Origin of the sequence: Affinundibacterium baiyunense (assembly GCF_018139645.1) — a bacterium.
Lineage (GTDB): Bacteria > Pseudomonadota > Gammaproteobacteria > Burkholderiales > Burkholderiaceae_D > Undibacterium > Undibacterium baiyunense.
The window spans coordinates 22,814-41,254 of sequence record NZ_JAGSPM010000013.1 but is presented as its reverse complement, the minus strand read 5'-3'; the positions used below and the strand labels follow the sequence as shown (position 1 = coordinate 41,254).

The window sequence follows — 18,441 nt, the reverse complement described above, 5'->3', positions numbered from 1 at the left end:
AAATAGATCAAATAAAGGTGTGCAAACATGGATGACTTGAAGCAAGCAACAAAACGTAAGGCATCATTTTTAGCAACAATGAAAGCGGTGTTGTGGTCTTTTTTTGGGATACGTAAAAAGAGCGCTTATGAACAGGATGCAGCACAGTTAAATCCCGTTCATGTGATTATTGCAGGATTGATAGGCGCGGCTATTTTTATCACGATCTTGGTTTTTATCGTGAAGCAAGTCGTCGCAAAATAAAGAAATTAGTTAATATTAGTCAATAATTCAGTTTAGAAAATTGTATCGGGAGATGGAAATGAGTTCTCACAACGCTAACGCACCTTACTACTTCGTGCCTGGGCTTTCACAGTGGCCAGTCTTGGGTGCTACTACTTTGTTGTTAACGATGATAGGCGCATCTGCATGGGTGAATGGTGTGACTTGGGGTGCCTATTTGAATATGACAGGCATCTTTTTGACCTTGGTCGTACTCTATAAATGGTTTGGCGATGCAATTGCTGAATCTGAAGGCGGAAAATACAGCGCGCGTATTGACGTATCTTTCCGTTGGAGTATGAGTTGGTTTATCTTTTCTGAAGTGATGTTCTTCGGTGCATTCTTCGGTGCTTTGTTTTATGCACGTAGTATCACGATGCCATGGTTAGCCGATTTGGATCACAAAGTATTGTGGCCAGATTTCTCTGCACAATGGGGTGGTGTTGGTCCAGCTGGAACTGTAGAAGCATTTAAGACTATGGGACCATTTCCAATCCCAACGATTAATACGGCTTTGTTGTTAGCATCTGGCGTGACTTTGACGATTTCTCATCACGCGATTCGTGAAGGCGTGCGCGCAAAAGCAGCATTCTGGTTGTTCGCAACAATTTTGTTGGGCGCTGTTTTCATGGGCTTCCAAGTTTATGAATACATGCATGCTTACAATGATTTGAATTTGAAATTGACATCAGGTATTTACGGTTCGACTTTCTTCATGTTGACTGGTTTCCATGGTTTCCATGTCACGATGGGTGCGATTATGTTGTCTGTCGTCCTGTATCGTTTGATGAAAGGCCACTTTACTGCCGAGAATCATTTCGCGTTTGAAGGCGCAGCTTGGTACTGGCACTTTGTTGACGTTGTTTGGCTGGGCTTGTACGTTGTTGTGTACTGGTTGTAAGCGCCAGAAGTTAGCTATTTAGTTGAAGAAAAAGCCGCACTCAGTGCGGCTTTTTCTCATTTATTGGCATCCTTGATGTCACTTAGTGGTAAATCAACGTATCCCTGTTGGTTGTATTAAGCCGTAGTGATTGGCGATTAAAATCAAGATGAATAAGCTAACAGAGAAGCCAACCCGAAAAGCTAAAGCTCTGACAGTTCGATTACTCTTTCCCTTATCTTTCATGAGATAAACTAAAGCAGAGGCTAAGCTAAATAGAATGAGTACAAAGGCGAGTGCAACCAGAATTTTCATGTTAATCACTTTTTTCGCAAAAGAGCTATTGTAATGCTTAAGTCGAAGTTGATTCGTATATTACCCCTGCTTGCAACGGCAATCGTGTGTGCTATCGGTATTTCATTGGGAAATTGGCAAACACGAAGAGCAGAAGAAAAAGACGCAATTGCTACACTGATTCAAGCGCAGTTACAGCAAGCTCCGAAAGTGCTTGTGCAGGCAGCAGATTTTGATCAGTTAAAGGCATTTCAAAAAGTGAAATTGCGCGGTCAATTCGTAAGAGATTGGCCACTCTATTTGGACAATCGTCCTCTGTACGGCGTCGCTGGATTCTATGTGCTCATGCCGTTTAAGATCGAGGGTAGCGATCGCTACGTTTTGGTGGCACGCGGTTGGCTTCAACGCAATCCAGTAGAACGGACTAAAATACCGCCTTTGCTAACGGATAATGGCCTTGTCGAAATTGAAGGCGTCGTGCGAGACCAACTAGATCGTACCATGCAGCTCGGTAAATCTGAAACTTTAAAGCCAGCAAGTATAGTTCAGCACGTACCTTTGGATGAGCTCAGCAAATTAACAGGCTTTTCCATTTTTGATAAAGTGTTAGAACAGACTTCGAATGCGAGCGACAGTTTGGTGCGTGATTGGCCTAAGCCTTCGGCTGGTGCAGACAAACATCGTGCTTATGCATTTCAATGGTATGGCTTAGCCTTGATGGCGGCTATCTTTTTTGTTGTTACAGGAATTCGTCGTGGAAAAAATAGAAAATAAAAAAACTGCAGGGCGTTGGAAATTGTTGGCGGTGTTGGCAGTATGCGCCTCACCTTTGATCGCCTCTTATTTTACTTATTACGTCATTAAACCAGGTCCAAAAAATAACTACGGCACCTTAATTGATCCGCGTCAGTATCCTATGCCGTCTTTGAACCTGATTGATCAAGATGGCAAAGTGACGGAGCTAAGTAGCTTAAAAGGTAAGTGGTTAATGCTGCAAATTGACGAGGCGAGTTGTGCCGAAGCCTGTCAACGTAAATTACTCGAAATGCGCCAATTGCGATTAGCGCAAGGGAAGGGAATGGATCGCATTGAACGAGTGTGGTTAATTACCGATTCGCAGGCTGTGCCGGAACAATTAAAGCCTGGTATTGCTGGCACACATATGTTGCGAGGGGATAAAAACAAATTGGAGAAATGGCTACCAACAGAGAATGGCACGAGCTTGCAAGATCATATCTATTTGGTTGATCCATTGGGCAATCTGATGATGCGTTATCCCAAAGATGCAGATCCCAACAAGATCAAAAAAGACTTGATCAAATTATTGAAAGCCTCGGCGATAGGTTGAACTAAACATGCTGATTCAACTTGCTATTATCGGAATATTGTTCGCGGTGATTCCGCTGGCGGTGGTACTGTTTTCTAAAGAGCAGAATAAATACAAGAAGCTGATCGCAGTCACCTTGTTTTTGACCTTTGATCTCATTATTTTTGGTGCTTTTACGCGTTTAACTGACTCTGGCTTAGGTTGCCCAGATTGGCCCGGGTGTTACGGAGAGGCCAATCCTTTCCAAGCACATAGTGAGATTAAAGCGGCTGAAACCCTGTTGCCCACCGGACCAGTCACAGTTGCGAAAGCATGGGTAGAGATGATACATCGCTATCTTGCGATGAGTGTTGGATTCTTGATTATGCTGCAAATGGGGATTGCTTGGTGGAAGCGTAAGACGCGTCCTTTTTCACCATGGTTGGCGACCAGCTTATTTGTTTTAGTCGGCATTCAAGGCGCGTTTGGTGCGTGGACAGTCACCATGAAGTTGCAGCCGATTATCGTGACGATTCATTTGATTCTTGCCTTAATCATTTTGTCACTGTTGGTCTGGGCATGGCAGCGCGAATCACCGCGATCTACTACTAAATACTCTTTTAAATTCCGCAATTTATTACCGCTAGCCTTTATTGTTTTATTGATGCAAGTAGCACTTGGCGGCTGGGTGAGCACCAATTACGCGGCTTTAGCCTGCCATGACTATCCCTTGTGCAATGGTGAAGTTGTGCCGCAACTTGATTTTGAACATGCCTACGTATTGTGGCGAGAATTAGGACGCACTGGAAGTGGTGACTTTCTGCCATTTTCTGCATTGATTACGATTCATTGGGTACATCGAACCTTTGCCTGGGTGGTGTTTGCTTTGTTAGCTTATGTCGCCTATCTCGGAAGAAAGCATGCCGATACCAAAACCTTATCAAACGGTGTTTTGGCGGTTTTGCTGATGCAATTGATAACAGGTGTAGCGACAATTTACTTTTCTTGGCCTTTGGCTATCGCTGTTTTGCATAATGCGGGTGCGGCGCTGCTTGTGCTGCTGTTGAGCATGTTAAACTATCGGGTTCGCTCCAGTGTTGCTAACGAATCCTAATTGCCTCCAATGACAACTCAAAGTACCTTGTTAAATCGTTTTTCTCAATACGTGGCACTAACTAAGCCACGGGTAACGCAGTTGGCCGTTTTTTGTGCGGTAATTGGCATGTTCTTGGCGACACCTAGCTTGCCAGACTGGCGCATCGTGCTTGCCGCCACAATTGGGATTTGGTTATTGGCAGGTGCCGCTTTTGCGGTGAATTGCTTGGTTGAACGCGAGATCGATGCACGTATGGCACGTACTGCGCGTCGTCCAAGTGCGCAAGGCGAGATGGGCACCAAACAGATCTTGGCATTTTCGTTTTTGATTGGCGGTACGGGCATGTGGATATTGTATGTCTTGGTTAATCCACTGACGATGTGGCTCACTTTCGTTACCTTTGTTGGTTACGCCGTAATTTATACAATTATCTTGAAGCCAGCCACACCGCAAAACATTGTCATCGGTGGCTTATCTGGGGCGATGCCGCCAGCCTTAGGATGGGCAGCGATCGCGAATGAAGTGCCGATGCAAGCGTGGTTGTTAGTGCTGATCATTTTCGTATGGACCCCGCCGCATTTTTGGGCACTGGCGATGTATCGTCGCGATGATTATGCAAAATCTGGCTTGCCTATGTTGCCAATCACGCATGGACCTGAGTTCACACGTTTTCATATTTGGCTCTATACCATCGCCTTATTCGCGACTACTTTGTTGCCGTATGCAGTCAAGATGAGTGGCATGATTTATTTGATTAGCGCAGTGATTTTGGGGATAGGATTTTTATGGTACGCGTGGCGTATCTATCGTCACTATGATGATGTGTTGGCACGTAAAACCTTTACCTTTTCCATCGTCTATCTTTCATTATTATTTGCTGCATTGTTGGTCGATCATTACATTAAATTCTGATATGAAAACTCTTTCTACACGTTCTGTTTGGCGTCGAATTGCTTTTTGTGGTTTGGCGATCGCCACTGGTTTGATACTGAGCGCATGCAGCAAGCCGGAAGAAAAGTTTTTGAATACGGATTTAACTGGGCTTTCATACGCCAAAGATTTCGCCTTAATTGATCAAAATGGACAACCGCGTACCTTGGCTGATTTCAAAGGTAAAGCAGTTGTTTTATTCTTTGGTTATACCCAGTGTCCAGACGTTTGTCCGACAACGATGTTCGAAATGACTAAGGTGATGACGCAACTGGGACCATTGGCTGAACGCGTGCAAGTTTTGTTTGTCACTGTAGATCCTGAGCGAGACACGCAAGATTTGTTGGCAGCTTATGTTCCTAATTTTGATAAGCGTTTTTTAGGACTTTATGGCAATGCGGAAGCAACCGCTAACGTCGCAAAAGAATTTAAAGTCTTCTATCAAAAGAGCCCAGGCAAAACGCCAGAAAGTTACACGATGGATCATACTGCAGCGAGTTATGTATTTGATCCACAAGGTCGGATTCGTTTGTATATTCAATATGGACAAAAGCCTGAAGCGATTGTGCATGATTTGAAGCTTCTCTTGAAATAAAACAGTTGGTATTGAAGAAGCGGAAAAAACAAAAGGCACTCAATTGAGTGCCTTTTGTTTTATTAGATTTAGCTAAGAATTTAACTGAGCATAACAGAGCAAACTGAGCTGCTTGCACCAGACGACTGCTTAAGTGTAATCGCTGAGGGCAGTTTTCATCTTCTTTAAGGCCGCGGTTTCGATTTGGCGAATGCGTTCAGCAGATACACCATATTCGTCCGCTAATTCATGCAGAGTCGCGCCTGAGCCATCATCATTTTGCAACCAACGAGATTCGATGATGCGACGTGAACGTGGATCAAGTTTCGCTAATGCAGTCTCTAAGCCTTCACCTTGTAAGCGATCATATTGTTGTGCTTCGATCACATTGCTTGGCTCACCAGCGTCGGTTTTTAAATACGCGATTGGCGCGAATTTTTCGTCTTCATCATCGCTAGAGCCATCGAGTGCAACATCGCGACCTGATAGACGCATTTCCATCTCAATGACGTCTTCACGTTTGACATCGAGTTTGCTCGCTAAATGATCGATCTGAGAAGGCGTCATAGAATCCAAGCCTTCTTTATTTGAACGCAGATTGAAGAACAATTTACGCTGCGCTTTTGTTGTTGCTACTTTCACTAAGCGCCAGTTCTTCAAAATGTATTCATGCATTTCGGCCTTAATCCAATGCATCGCGTAAGACACCAAACGCACGCCTTGATCTGGATCGAAGCGTTTAACCGCTTTCATTAGGCCAATATTGCCTTCTTGGATTAAGTCCGCATGTGGCAAACCATAACCTAAATAGCCACGCGCAATGGAGACGACCAAACGTAAATGCGACATAACTAACTGTTGCGCAGCATTTAAGTCGTTATGTAATTTTAATTTAGTAGCAAGATTGGTTTCTTCTTCTTGCGTCAACATAGGTAAACGATTGACCGCAGAGATATAGGCATCAATATTGCCCAATGTACCGGTAAACCCCAGTGCTAAAGCGGTGCTATCCGAAGAACGCAAAATGCCTTGTGCTGATGTTTGTGTCATGTTTCCTCCTGATATCAAATCAGATTGTATCTTTAGAGCCGTACCAAAAATTTTTCTGGCACCTTCAAGTTCTAATATTAGCACTCAATTGGGATGAGTGCTAATAATCTGTTTGTTTTCTCAAATTTCAAGGGTTTTGCTGCAAAAAGATTAATTTCGGTGGAAATTACAGCGGCAAATTGAAGGCTAAGACTGAAATTTCATCAATAAGTTGCATTGCTGCATCATCGGCAGAATGCTTTAAGCCGCAATTTTCGACAATTGACGACGCACTGAGAGATAGGCTCCACACAAACCAAGTAGTTTGCTGATCAAAATTAAGCCTAAACTTGGCAGAATACCGAGTGGGCTTAAATGAAATTCTGATGCATATAGTTTAGCAAATTCAGCAATCGCTTGATTTAAGGGTTGCAATGAAAGTGCGACCAAGCCCAAAGCCAAACAACCAGCGAGCACACCCAACATTGCGCCGGTGTAGTAATACGGTTTATGAATAAAACCATTAGTCGCCCCTAACATGCGGCTGACGCTGATTTCCGCTTGATGTGAGATGACTTGTAGGCGTGTTGCATTAAAAATCACGACGATAACGACTACCGCCAAAGTACCCGCTAAAAATAGCAAAGCCATTTGCAAGACCTGCAAAAGTGCCGCTAGGCGCTTGACCCAAGCTGAATCAACTTGTACCACATCGACATGATCGAGACCTTGTAAGGCGCTAGTCAATTGCTCAACTTTAGCGCTATCTGCACTGGATAAAGACAGGACAAACGCATCCGGCAGTGGATTACCGCCCAAGGTGGCCAGAACTTCGGCAAGATTATTTGTACCTTCCATTGCGGCTAAAGCTTTGTCTTTCGGCACAAAGCGTAACTTTGCCGTGATTTGTAAATCTTTTAAAGTTTTTTTGATCGGCGCTTGCAATGCTGCGGCATCAGCACTTGCTAATTCTGGTTTCAGAAAAATGCTGACTTCGGGCTCGATTGATAGCTGCGATGCCACTGGCCGAATATTTTCTAACACAGTTAAGCCAGCAATCGGTAGAGACAAGGCAATGGCGATCACTAATACGTTGAATAAGAAATTACCCGGCGCGGCGCGTAAATGCGTAAGTGCGCTGTGCATGGCATAGGCATGTTGACGGAACCAATTGGTCATAGTGAATATGTATCCTTGAAGTCTGACTTAAGCGGCAACAACCGACTCAACTGCGGAAGTCCAAGAGTCGGTAACTTCGCCCTTGCTTAAATAAATGACGCGATTCGCTTGCTCTAAAAACTGTTCATCGTGGCTGGAGATAATACAAGTTACACCTGAGCGTTGAAATGCCTTTAAGGCATTGATGACGATGATGGCATTATCACGATCTAAGTACGCTGTTGGCTCATCGGCCAAAATGATTTTGGGACGGTTGACGATCGCGCGCGCAATCGCGACGCGTTGTTGCTCACCGCCAGACAAAGCGAGAGGAGAAGCATGTGCTTTATCGAGAATATTCAGACGATCTAAAGCCGCGCGTGCACGTGTTTCCGCCTCTGTCGTTGACTCACCGACTACAATCATCGGTAGCATCACATTGGCTAAAACACTGCGATCTAATAGCAAACCTTGACCCTGTAAAATCAGTCCTAATTTACGACGTAGATAAGGCAGGCTACTAGCTTTTAATTGCCCCAAATTTTGACCATTCATCAACACCGTGCCGCTGCTAGGTTTTTCTAAACCAGCGATCATGCGCAATAGCGTTGATTTGCCAGCGCCGGATGGTCCCGCCAAGAAAACTAGTTCGCCATCACCGATAGTTAAAGATACGTCTCTTAAGGCATAGATGTCGTTGCCAAAGGCTTTACTGACATGTTGGAATTCAATCATCGTGAACTTTCCTTCATCGTATTTTTGGCGATGTTACTGCAATAGCGCGTCAACAAACTCTTGTGCGTTGAAGGCTTGTAAATCTTCAATTTGTTCGCCGACGCCAATAAAGTACACAGGAATAGGGCGGGTTTTAGCGATCGCAGCTAACACGCCGCCTTTGGCAGTGCCATCGAGCTTGGTGATGATTAGTCCAGTCAATTGCAAGGCATCGTCAAAGGCTTTGACTTGAGTTAGCGCATTTTGCCCGGTATTGCCGTCAATTACCAAGACGACTTCTTGTGGTGCGCCATCCATTCCTTTGCCAATCACACGTTTGATTTTTTTGAGTTCTTCCATTAAGTGTAATTGGGTTGGTAGTCGACCAGCCGTATCAACCATGGCGACGTTGGTGCCGCGTGCCTTCGCAGAAGCCACTGCGTCGAATGCAACTGCTGCTGGATCGCCAGACTCTTGCGCAATCACCGTAATATTATTGCGTTCACCCCAAACCATTAATTGTTCGCGAGCGGCGGCGCGGAAAGTATCACCCGCCGCCAAGACCACCGATTGATTATGCGCATGCATGTGTTTGGCGAGTTTGCCGATGGTTGTGGTTTTCCCCGCGCCATTCACACCAGCGATCATCATGACCAAAGGCTGATAACGACCGAGTTCAAAAGGCTTCTGCAAAGGTTTGAGTAGGTCGAGTAACAAAACTTTCAGCGCGGCTTTGACTTGCTCAGCTTCAGTTAATTTCTCTTCTTTGACTTTGCGCTTTAAATTGTCGAGTAGATGCATGGTTGCTTCAACACCTGCATCCGCAGTGAGTAAAGCAGCTTCTAATTCGTCATACAGATCATCGTCAATCTTAGCGCCAACAAATAGCGTGGTTAAACTGGATGAAGTTTTGGCTAAACCTTGTTTTAGGCGGGCAATCCAAGACAGTTTGGCTGGCGTGCTTTCTGATTTGTCTCCTGCTTTTGTTTCAACTGGAATTTCGACTGGAACTTCAACTTGAGCTGTCGCAGCAGCGGACTCGATCTGGCTGCTCTGATGTGCGGTATTTGTGGTTTCTGAGGCTGCTGGAGTTGCAACGACTTCAGGTGTTTTTTTTCTAAAAAAGCTAAACATTGATGAACTTGTACTCAAAAATAGTGTTGAGAGATTTCGCAAAGACTGGAGTGCCGGCTAAGACAATTCGGCGAAGTCGGATGTCGATCATCGGAGAAATGCAAAGCGCGTGCGAAAAACCTTTAGAATGCTGCCATTCTAACAGAGCCTAACCGCGATTTTTCGCCCCCCGCTATGAATCACATCAAGAAACGCCACAATCCAAGCGCATCATCAAGCAAGCCAGCCAAGCATGCCAAAGCAAGTCATCAAGTCCGCATCATTGGTGGCGAGTGGAAACGTACGCCTTTGACTGTGGTTGATGGCGAGGGTTTGCGACCGACACCTGATCGCGTGCGAGAAACGCTGTTTAATTGGTTAAATCATGTGTGGAATGGTCAATGGCAGCAGCTATCGTGCTTAGATGTTTTTGCAGGTAGTGGTGCGTTGGGATTTGAGGCTGCTAGTCGCGGCGCAAAAAAAGTCACCATGTTTGAAGCCTTTCCTGCTGCATTTGCCCAACTACAGCAGGTCAAGGAAAAACTCAAGGCGGATCAAACTCATTTGCAGCGCGGTGATGCATTGGTATTGTTAAGAAGTTTGATTGCGAAGACCGATAAGTTTGACGTGATTTTTCTTGATCCTCCATTCAACTTGGGCTTCTTGGAAAAAGTGTTGCCGCTATGCGTAGATTTGTTGGAGCCAAATGGCGTTTTGTATGTGGAATCGGAGCAAGCCTTCGCAAGCTTGGCTACAACGCAGACGATGAGGTGGCAAGTGCTGAGAGAAGATAAAGCGGGGAGTGTGTACTTTCATTTGTTGCAACGCAACACGGATTCCGGTGAAGCCGCTTAAAATCTGGGATAATGCCCGTCTAAAATAATCGCTAAGTCGCGTTTTACCAAGTGAACTTAGTAAAAATAATATCGCAAACATTACCACACCAAGGGAATCGTTATGGTCACAGCCGTTTATCCAGGAACATTTGATCCGCTGACCCGCGGACATGAAGACTTAGTGCGTCGTGCCTCTGGCTTGTTCGACACACTGATCGTCGGTGTGGCAGATAGTAAAAATAAAAAACCTTTCTTTTCTTTAGAAGAGCGTTTGAGTATTGCCAATGAAGTGCTAGGGCATTATCCGAATGTACGGGTTGAGAGCTTTTCCGGCTTATTGAAAGATTTTGTTCGCAAGAACGACGCTCGAGTGATCGTGCGAGGCTTGCGTGCGGTGTCTGATTTTGAATATGAGTTTCAAATGGCGGGCATGAATCGCTATTTATTACCTGATGTCGAAACGATGTTTTTAACACCATCTGACCAATATCAATTTATTTCTGGCACCATCGTGCGTGAGATAGCGCAATTTGGCGGTGACGTTTCAAAGTTTGTGTTTCCTTCGGTCGACGCTTGGCTGAAGAAAAAAATCGCTGAACAAGGTAAATAAAAAGACCTCGTTCAGCGATTTATTTAGTAAATCGTTTTATGTGTAGTTTTTCAGCAATAAAGTAATCAAGTAACGAAGATCAATATGGCACTATTAATTACCGACGATTGCATCAATTGTGATGTATGTGAACCTGAATGCCCGAACGAAGCGATTTACATGGGGCCAGAGATTTACGAAATTGATCCGAATAAATGCACGGAGTGTGTTGGTCATTACGATGAGCCACAATGCCAGCAAGTGTGCCCAGTTAGCTGTATTCCATTTAATCCAGCGTGGCGCGAGACTAAAGAGCAATTGATGGCGAAGTACGAAGCCTTGCAAGCAGCGGCTAAAAAACACTAATCTTCTACCGATTCTCGAACACAATTTCTTCCTTGTTCTTTCGCTTCATATAGCGCGCGATCTGCTCGTAGCAAGAGGGATTGCGCTGCATTCTCGATCTCTCCTAAATTATGATCTTCAGATAGGCTGGCGATGCCGATTGATAATGTGACTTCGCACAGTCCGGTCATGCTCAGAAGGAAACTCTTGTCGGCGATACTTCTACGTATGCGCTCGGCAACATGACGCGCATTCTCGCGGTTGGTGTTGATCAACAGAACGACAAATTCTTCGCCGCCAAAACGACCGATGGTGTCACTCAGTCGCAGTTCTGCTTTAATGCGTTTCGCGGCTTCTTTAAGGACTTCATCACCACCTTGATGTCCATGAATGTCGTTGATCTTTTTAAAGTGATCGATGTCCAAATACATGCATGCGATGCCGTAATGTTGACGACGTGCGCGTGCAATCTCTTCTAACATACGTTGTTCCACACAACGCCGATTGCTAACATTGGTTAATGCATCAGTGAGACCGATTTGCGTTAGACGTTCGCTGTTGATCACATTTTCTAAGCAAATCGCAATAATCGAGCCGAGGCGTTCGATAAAATCTGTACCCATGTCAGCTGTAAATCGTTCGCTATCTTTGCTGCCTAAATTTAAACAGCCTAATAATTTGGTTTGTCGAATCAAGGGAATAATCGCGACGCTTTTCGGCATTTCGAAGCAGGGCGCAAATAAACTGTGGTGTTGTTCCGCATCGTAGGCGCTTACGACGGATTTGCGTAAAGGCTTACCGCCGAGTTGCAGGTCGCTCTCAGAATTAGCGAACAACAGAAAAGGGAATTCGTTACGATCAATTTTTAGATCAGCCAACATCTCTTGCAAATTATGTTGGGTATTGACTAGGCATAATGTGACCTGATCAAGTTCGCATATCGACGCCAATGTGACGAAGATGTGTTGAATCAACTCACGAAAACTATGCGCGCCGATCAGTTGCAGATCGAGTGTTTGATGACGATTTAAGATGTCTTGGTTGTGACGCGCTTCGTTAATGAAGTCTTGTAGCTGAGCACGCATGAGCATCATTTCTCGATGCGTAGGATCGCTGGCATGGCTGGTGCTAGGAGTAAGTGACTTGTCCATAAATTTCTCGCGTACAGATGTATCAATCAAGGCGTTCTACATCAATGCTATAACTGTATCATGTGCTTGGATATGCTGGAATCAACTTACACTTTTTAACATGCGACCAGCATAGATACGATTTCGTGGCATGGAATATGTCGCCCTAATACTACATCGTTGCCGCAAGGCATAAGTGAAGTTGCTTGCTACCAATTGGGCTTAGCTGAATGTACTTTATAAATTTCTTTTGCGAATTTTTTTCTACGCTTCAATAATATTTCCCCTCTTAACTCGTGTGTCTCAATCTATGAAATTCTCGTTACGAACTCTGTTGATTTTGTTGTGTTGCTCGTTCTCATTTGCATCGATCTCATTTGCGCAGGAACAAGGCGAGGCGCCTCCGCCACAAGAGAAGTCTGATGATGGCGTAACGCAAACGGTAGAGGTAACGAATGCAAAAAATCCCGATTGGAAATCTTATCGTGTCATGCTAAAGGGCGTTGACGCGTTCGAGAAATTTCATGCGCGCGCGCCGCAAGCAATACATAAATTTATTTTGAAACCGCGTCGCGCTGAAGTTGAATTGCGTGGAGTGAGTTTGCGTTTATCGACAGATACATTCTCTCGCCCCATTCCAATTGCCGAGGATGGTAGCTTTAGTTTGCCCATCGATATGCAGGCAAAAGAGCAAAACGCTGAGTTAATGATTAATCGAAAAAAAGATATGTTCCGCTGGTGGCCTTTGGTACGTAGTCCAACAATGTTGGTGAATCAACGCCGTCTTGGCGATTTACGTTTGGAGTGCGAAATGTTTTGGGCAATTTATTATGACGACTTGCCTTTTATAGCGAGAAATTTCGTACGTGCTTTAGGTGGCCCTTGCAATACCAAGAAAGTGAGCTTTAGTTTTCCCGCTGAATTTATGGGCTTGAAGGAAGCAACGCTCATCGAAGGTGATCGTCGTCAATCGCTTCCTGTCGATTTATTAAAGTCGAGTTACTCATTAAGCTTGTTCAATAATGCTTATTCTGATGATGCAGTGATTGAGTTGGTTTATGAAAATAGCAAAGCTGAAACGAGTGAATCGCGCAAACGCAATTTTAATGGTCTAAGCGTCGCGGTGGGGTTGTAGAAGTTGGATCACCTAATCGCACATTGAGAGTAGCGAGCATAAAAAAATCCCACGCTCCGAGTAGTTTGGTACGTGGGATTTTTTATTTGCTCAACGCTGCTTGCGTTGAGCTTGATGGGGAAAAATATGGTTTAGACGTTGAACAAGAAATTCAAAACATCGCCATCTTTGACAACATATTCTTTACCTTCCGCGCGCATCTTGCCTGCTTCTTTGGCACCTGCTTCGCCTTTGTGTGCGATGTAATCTTCAAATGCGATGGTTTGCGCACGAATGAAACCGCGCTCAAAATCAGTATGAATAACACCAGCTGCTTGTGGTGCTGTATCGCCAATATGAATAGTCCAAGCGCGTACTTCTTTTACGCCTGCGGTGAAATAGGTTTGCAGACCTAACAGTTTAAACGCAGCGCGAATCAAGCGATCTAATCCTGGCTCTTCCATTCCCATGTCTGCTAGGAAAGCGGCTTTGTCTTCATCTTCTAAATCTGCAATTTCAGATTCGATCGCGGCACAAATTGCGACGATAGGCGCATTTTGTTTAGCTGCGAATTCGGTCAATTGATCTAACAAAGGATTGTTAGTAAAACCGTCATCCGACACGTTGGCTACATACATCGCTGGTTTGGCTGTGATCAGGCACATTGGCTTGATCAATGCCATTTCTTCTTTGTCTAAGCCCATCGCGCGAATTGGTACCGCGTCATTTAAGCCGGGCATAATTTTCTCAAGCAAGGTAACGAGCTTGAGTGCATCTTTGTCACCAGAGCGTGCTTTTTTATTTTCGCGATGAATCGCTTTTTCCACTGAGCCCATGTCAGCTAAGCATAACTCGGTTTGAATAACCTCGATATCGTCGAGCGGACTTACTTTGCCGGCAACGTGAATTACGTTGTCGTCTTCAAAGCAGCGAACTACGTTCACAATCGCATCGGTTTCGCGGATGTGTGCAAGAAATTGATTGCCTAAGCCTTCGCCCTTGGAGGCGCCTGCAACCAAGCCGGCGATATCGACAAACTCTACAATCGCATTTTGTACACGTTCTGGTTTTACGATTTCAGACAATTGTTTGAGGCGCGGATCAGGTACTTCGACGACGCCAACATTTGGTTCGATCGTGCAGAAAGGATAGTTTTCGGCTGGGATACCTGCTTTTGTTAAGGCATTAAAAAGCGTAGATTTGCCGACATTGGGTAGGCCGACGATGCCGCATTGAAGACTCATAATGAACTTTGCTTAAAAATATTCACGCAAAATTGGGATTGCGCAAATGGAAAGATTATTGGATTTAATCCGACATTTTACACTATGTGCTTTTAAGCGCGACTAGTTTGCACCATTGTATGCGTCGTTGCGCTATGGGTTAGTACGCAAATGATAAGCGATACGTGAGGTGGATAAACGATGTAGAAAGATACCTAACATAATTGCAGCCACTGTTAATCCGAGCACTAAGCCAATCCAGAAACCGCTGGCTTCCATCGGTTTTGCCGGATGCCAAGGCATCCAATCTGGTGCTAATCCTAAAACTAATCCAATCGGCATTGCGAAGCCATAAAACGCCATGATGTGAATAAACATCGGGATGCGCGTGACTTTGTAGCCGCGCAGTGCGCAAGAGATGGTAATTTGCGCTGCATCTGAAAGTTGGAAAATTGCAGCAAGCAATAAGAGATTTGCGGTGACTTCTTGAATCATCGGATCTGAAGTATAAGCCGCGACAACTTCATAACGTAACAGCGTCATCATACCTGCTGAAATGACGGCAAAAACTAAAGAAACACCAACTCCTGTCCACGATACAAAGCGCGCGTGTACGACATCGCCTTCACCTAAAGTTTGGCTAACGCGTGTTGTGAGCGCAATGCCTAAACTCATCGGCACCATAAATACTAGAGATGAAAAATTCAAAGCAATTTGATTCGCTGAAATCGCTACAACGCCAAAGCGTGCCACCAATAGACCGACGGCGGAGAATGCCGAGACTTCGGCGAAGTAAGTAACGCCAATTGGTAAGCCTATGCGCAACATAGAGCGAATTTCTACCCAGTTTGGTTTTTCTCTATGCGTGAAAGGAAAGGTTCGTCTGTAGATCGGCGAATGGTGTATCCACCAAAGCATGGCTCCCAACATTAGCCACATCGCAATCCCGGTTGCCATTGCAGAACCCGTGGAACCTAGCTGCGGTAGCCCAAATTTACCGTAGATGAATAGGTAGTTGACGATCACATTAAATATCAAGCCAAGGATTGCAATCATCATAATTGGCTTGGTTTCGTTCAGACTTGTGGTGTAGCTATACAGCGCTCGGTACATGGCGAAGGCGGGCATGCCTATGCTGATCACGCGCACAAATTCGGTGGCTTTTTTCTGAACAAAGGGATCAAGTTGCAAGTAATCAAATACATGCGTTGATAAATTGAGAATCAGGCAGGCAATCATGCCAACACCAAATGCCATCCACATGGATTGGCGCATGATGTGGGGGATTTTATCAAATGCGCCTGCGCCTACTTCATGCGCAACCACGGCGTTAATTGAAATCATCACGCCCATAACGGTCACTAAGATAATAGACCAGAGCGATGCGCCGAGCGCTACTGCGGCTAGGTCTTCTGCGCTCAGATGCCCAGTCATGGCGACATCGGCAACAGACATACCAACTGTTGCAAGTTGACCAATGAGTACAGGCCATGCAATTTGCCAAAGCTTCGCAAGCTCGGTACGTATTTTGGTTTTCATGGGTGGGAAATAAGATTCTTCTAGTTCGAAACATCTTACCTGATGTGCCAATTCTGTTGGTTGTCGGACATTGAAAAATTTTGATAAAAAAACTTGACTTCTGATTAGAGTGAAATTAAAGTGATATCACTTTGATTTCATGTGAATCGTTTTTGTAATTTCATCAGATCACTTTATCTAACGGAGAAAATGATGGCTCAAGAGAAGCAGTTATCAGCTAAAAAGATTATTCAAGAGCGCCAATTGCAATCAAAAAATGGTTATGCAATGCTAGGTTTGGGCGTGTTTTTGCAAGTTGCTGGCGTTGCGCTATTGCTTAATTCGAGTGAGCACACGCTCGTGAGTGTGATTGCAAAGTTGGTATTGAATGTAATTGGCGCGATGATTTTTGCGGGCTTGTATATGCTGCAACCGAATGAGGCGGTGCTACTTTCTTTGTTTGGTGATTACAAAGGAACCGACCGTAGTGAAGGTTTGCGTTGGGCAAATTTTTTATACACCAAACGCAAGTTAAGCTTGCGTGCTCGCACTTTGAATACACCGCCGCTTAAAGTGAATGACAAGCGAGGTAACCCCGTGGAGATTGGTGCCGCAATTGTTTGGCGCGTTGAGGAAACAGCTTTAGCAATTTTTAACGTGGATGACTTTGAGCGCTTTGTACAGGTGCAGGCAGAGGCGGCGATTCGCCATCTTGCGGCACAATATGCTTATGATGATGGTGAGGACTTGGCGACTGGTGAAACTACCTTGCGTGCAGGGATGGATGTGGTTGCCAACGCAATGCGACAAGAATTGCATAACCGATTTGTCGCTGCGGGGATTGATGTAGAAGATGCCAAGCTTACGCACTTAGCTTATGCCCAGGAAATTGCGCAAGTCATGCTGCGTCGTCAACAAGCAGAGGCGATTATTAGTGCGCGCAAGAAAATTGTACAAGGTGCTGTCAGCATGGTGGAAGAGGCACTGCAAGGATTGTCGGAGCGTCAAATTGTTGAATTAGATGACGAGCGCAAAGCGGCGATGGTGAGTAATTTATTAGTGGTTTTGTGTTCAGATAAAGAAACGCAGCCGGTGATTAATGCAGGTACTTTGTACAATTAAATTCGATTTTGAGTAAGATTTGAGAAAGAGGAGTGCATGATGCAAGCTGTGATGATCATCGTTTTTATTGCTGTATGTGTTGGCATCGCTGCCAAGAAAAAGTCTGTTGCAAAGACAGCAGTAGTCGAATCTGCAAACAATGAAGAGTAAACAAATGCCTCAATACGTATCGCGACAATACTTGCTGCTGTTATGGTTGATACTGCCAATCAGTACGGTCGCGGTCGCATTGTTTGGTGTTGATGCGCCGCCTGAACAAAGAGCGGCGCAGATGATTCAGCTCGTGGTCTTCATGAGCTTGATCAACTTGATTGCTTTGCTTATTTTCGGTCATTTCACTGTGCAGCTTGACGAACAAACTTTGCGTTGGCATTTTGGGCTGTTGAAATGGCCAAGCTGGTGCTTGCTAATCTCGCAGATTCAACGCGTTGAGCTTTGCCGTACACGTTGGTACGAGGGAAAGGGAATACGTCTGACCAGAGAAGGCATGTTGTATAACGCGGCTGGCGATGGCGCAGTACGAATCTACAAGAAAGATGGCAGCAAAATTCGTCTAGGTTCTGCTGAGCCTGAAGTGCTTTATGCAAAATTGCAGGCACGCCTCACTCAACTACAGTAAATCGCCATGGCTAGTCCCGGTAAAAAATCATTTCCGCTTCGCATCGATCCTGTGCTCTGGGCCGAGATTGAACGCATGGCAGCGCAAGAATTGCGTAGTGCAAATGCGCAAGTCGAGTACTTATTGCGCCAGGCTCTGCAGCAAAGAGGCAGAAAGCTCGATACCTCGACGAGCGCTGAGCCCGATAATCAAGGCGATTTGTAACTCCCCCACCGCGCGCAAGAGATCGCTCTCTTATCGAAATTTCGCAAATAGCCCCATCGCGAAAATTAATTTCGTCTTGCGCAACTTCATACCCTGACGGTTTTTAATTTCTATTCTGCTACCCAATCCTGTTGATCGCGCTTTTGCTTTTTGAAGTTCGGCGATTCACTGCTCAAATTTGCAATTTTATTTTCATAATTTCAAGTGATAACACTTAAAACTAGATGAAAATGTTGTGGTAACTAAAATAGTTATAGATAGTTTCCTCATAAATCTTGTATTATTTCAAGTTGCTTCATTTTTGATTGTGAAAAATAAATTTCATAATTGGCAGTTTCACCTTCGCCTCGTACGCTAGGGTGATTACAAAATAGTAGTAGAATTTC

The 18,441-nt window shown here is 44.8% G+C and carries 22 protein-coding genes; 14 read left to right on the top strand and 8 right to left on the bottom strand.

From position 1 onward, the window contains the following. Window positions 1-27 precede the first annotated feature (27 nt). Complete coding sequence (locus tag KDM92_RS16685; protein ID WP_189346300.1) at window positions 28-243, top strand: DUF2970 domain-containing protein; 216 nt, start codon at window positions 28-30, stop codon at window positions 241-243. Between the two features lie 58 nt (window positions 244-301). After that, on the top strand, window positions 302-1,162 hold the full coding sequence (locus tag KDM92_RS16680; RefSeq protein WP_212685547.1) for a cytochrome c oxidase subunit 3: 861 nt from the start codon (window positions 302-304) through the stop codon (window positions 1,160-1,162). A gap of 93 nt (window positions 1,163-1,255) precedes the next feature. Here KDM92_RS16680 and KDM92_RS16675 read toward each other — a convergent pair whose 3' ends face one another. Then, window positions 1,256-1,456: a twin transmembrane helix small protein gene (locus KDM92_RS16675; protein ID WP_212685546.1), complete on the bottom strand. Its 201-nt coding sequence runs from the start codon at window positions 1,454-1,456 to the stop codon at window positions 1,256-1,258. Between the two features lie 33 nt (window positions 1,457-1,489). Between KDM92_RS16675 and KDM92_RS16670 the strand changes: the two genes are divergently transcribed. From KDM92_RS16670 to KDM92_RS16650, 5 genes are read left to right on the top strand one after another with little or no spacing between them, the layout of a single operon-like run. After that, a complete protein-coding gene (locus KDM92_RS16670) occupies window positions 1,490-2,209 on the top strand; it encodes an SURF1 family protein (RefSeq protein WP_212685545.1) in 720 nt (239 codons plus the stop codon). Beyond that, window positions 2,199-2,783, top strand: coding sequence for an SCO family protein (locus KDM92_RS16665; RefSeq protein WP_189346378.1), 585 nt, complete (start codon window positions 2,199-2,201; stop codon window positions 2,781-2,783). The genes KDM92_RS16670 and KDM92_RS16665 overlap by 11 nt, the downstream gene beginning before the upstream one ends. A gap of 7 nt (window positions 2,784-2,790) precedes the next feature. Further along, on the top strand, window positions 2,791-3,855 hold the full coding sequence (locus KDM92_RS16660; RefSeq protein ID WP_212685543.1) for a COX15/CtaA family protein: 1,065 nt from the start codon (window positions 2,791-2,793) through the stop codon (window positions 3,853-3,855). 9 nt (window positions 3,856-3,864) lie between these two features. Next, on the top strand, window positions 3,865-4,749 hold the full coding sequence (gene cyoE / locus KDM92_RS16655) for a heme o synthase (protein WP_212685542.1): 885 nt from the start codon (window positions 3,865-3,867) through the stop codon (window positions 4,747-4,749). 1 nt (window position 4,750) lies between these two features. Then, window positions 4,751-5,362 carry an SCO family protein gene (locus tag KDM92_RS16650; protein WP_212685541.1) on the top strand — a complete coding sequence of 204 codons (612 nt, stop codon included), beginning with the start codon at window positions 4,751-4,753 and terminating at the stop codon, window positions 5,360-5,362. A 129-nt stretch (window positions 5,363-5,491) separates the two neighbouring features. Here KDM92_RS16650 and rpoH read toward each other — a convergent pair whose 3' ends face one another. The 4 genes from rpoH to ftsY form a co-directional block, all read right to left on the bottom strand. Continuing rightward, entirely contained in the window at window positions 5,492-6,391 is a 900-nt protein-coding gene (rpoH, locus tag KDM92_RS16645) for an RNA polymerase sigma factor RpoH (RefSeq protein ID WP_189346293.1), read from the bottom strand. A 240-nt stretch (window positions 6,392-6,631) separates the two neighbouring features. Beyond that, entirely contained in the window at window positions 6,632-7,549 is a 918-nt protein-coding gene (locus tag KDM92_RS16640; protein WP_212685540.1) for a cell division protein FtsX, read from the bottom strand. A 27-nt stretch (window positions 7,550-7,576) separates the two neighbouring features. After that, entirely contained in the window at window positions 7,577-8,263 is a 687-nt protein-coding gene (locus KDM92_RS16635; RefSeq protein ID WP_189346291.1) for a cell division ATP-binding protein FtsE, read from the bottom strand. A gap of 33 nt (window positions 8,264-8,296) precedes the next feature. Further along, window positions 8,297-9,376: a signal recognition particle-docking protein FtsY gene (gene ftsY, locus KDM92_RS16630; protein ID WP_212685539.1), complete on the bottom strand. Its 1,080-nt coding sequence runs from the start codon at window positions 9,374-9,376 to the stop codon at window positions 8,297-8,299. 174 nt (window positions 9,377-9,550) lie between these two features. On the opposite strand from ftsY, the gene rsmD reads away from it, so the two are divergent. The 3 genes from rsmD to KDM92_RS16615 all read left to right on the top strand — a co-directional run bounded on the left by rsmD (window position 9,551) and on the right by KDM92_RS16615 (window position 11,146). After that, window positions 9,551-10,210, top strand: coding sequence for a 16S rRNA (guanine(966)-N(2))-methyltransferase RsmD (gene rsmD, locus KDM92_RS16625; protein WP_212685538.1), 660 nt, complete (start codon window positions 9,551-9,553; stop codon window positions 10,208-10,210). A 102-nt stretch (window positions 10,211-10,312) separates the two neighbouring features. Further along, window positions 10,313-10,801 carry a pantetheine-phosphate adenylyltransferase gene (gene coaD, locus KDM92_RS16620; protein WP_212685537.1) on the top strand — a complete coding sequence of 163 codons (489 nt, stop codon included), beginning with the start codon at window positions 10,313-10,315 and terminating at the stop codon, window positions 10,799-10,801. Window positions 10,802-10,885: 84 nt separating this feature from the next. After that, window positions 10,886-11,146: a YfhL family 4Fe-4S dicluster ferredoxin gene (locus tag KDM92_RS16615; RefSeq protein ID WP_189346287.1), complete on the top strand. Its 261-nt coding sequence runs from the start codon at window positions 10,886-10,888 to the stop codon at window positions 11,144-11,146. On the opposite strand, the gene KDM92_RS16610 is transcribed toward KDM92_RS16615, so the two are convergent. Beyond that, the gene (locus tag KDM92_RS16610) at window positions 11,143-12,276 is read right to left on the bottom strand and encodes a GGDEF domain-containing protein (protein WP_230408400.1); all 1,134 of its coding nucleotides are present in this window, start codon (window positions 12,274-12,276) and stop codon (window positions 11,143-11,145) included. The genes KDM92_RS16615 and KDM92_RS16610 overlap by 4 nt on opposite strands. Before the next feature lie 289 nt (window positions 12,277-12,565). Between KDM92_RS16610 and KDM92_RS16605 the strand changes: the two genes are divergently transcribed. After that, on the top strand, window positions 12,566-13,390 hold the full coding sequence (locus KDM92_RS16605; RefSeq protein ID WP_212685536.1) for a hypothetical protein: 825 nt from the start codon (window positions 12,566-12,568) through the stop codon (window positions 13,388-13,390). 131 nt (window positions 13,391-13,521) lie between these two features. Here KDM92_RS16605 and ychF read toward each other — a convergent pair whose 3' ends face one another. Both ychF and KDM92_RS16595 read right to left on the bottom strand, forming a co-directional pair. Further along, window positions 13,522-14,613: a redox-regulated ATPase YchF gene (ychF, locus tag KDM92_RS16600; RefSeq protein ID WP_212685535.1), complete on the bottom strand. Its 1,092-nt coding sequence runs from the start codon at window positions 14,611-14,613 to the stop codon at window positions 13,522-13,524. Window positions 14,614-14,745: 132 nt separating this feature from the next. Beyond that, window positions 14,746-16,131: an MATE family efflux transporter gene (locus KDM92_RS16595; RefSeq protein ID WP_212685534.1), complete on the bottom strand. Its 1,386-nt coding sequence runs from the start codon at window positions 16,129-16,131 to the stop codon at window positions 14,746-14,748. Window positions 16,132-16,323: 192 nt separating this feature from the next. On the opposite strand from KDM92_RS16595, the gene KDM92_RS16590 reads away from it, so the two are divergent. The 3 genes from KDM92_RS16590 to KDM92_RS16580 all read left to right on the top strand — a co-directional run bounded on the left by KDM92_RS16590 (window position 16,324) and on the right by KDM92_RS16580 (window position 18,055). Beyond that, window positions 16,324-17,232, top strand: a complete 909-nt coding sequence (locus KDM92_RS16590; RefSeq protein WP_230408399.1) for an SPFH domain-containing protein — start codon at window positions 16,324-16,326, stop codon at window positions 17,230-17,232. 154 nt (window positions 17,233-17,386) lie between these two features. Then, window positions 17,387-17,851: a hypothetical protein gene (locus KDM92_RS16585; protein WP_212685533.1), complete on the top strand. Its 465-nt coding sequence runs from the start codon at window positions 17,387-17,389 to the stop codon at window positions 17,849-17,851. Window positions 17,852-17,857: 6 nt separating this feature from the next. Continuing rightward, on the top strand, window positions 17,858-18,055 hold the full coding sequence (locus KDM92_RS16580) for a type II toxin-antitoxin system antitoxin (protein WP_212685532.1): 198 nt from the start codon (window positions 17,858-17,860) through the stop codon (window positions 18,053-18,055). The last annotated feature ends 386 nt before the right edge of the window (window positions 18,056-18,441 follow it).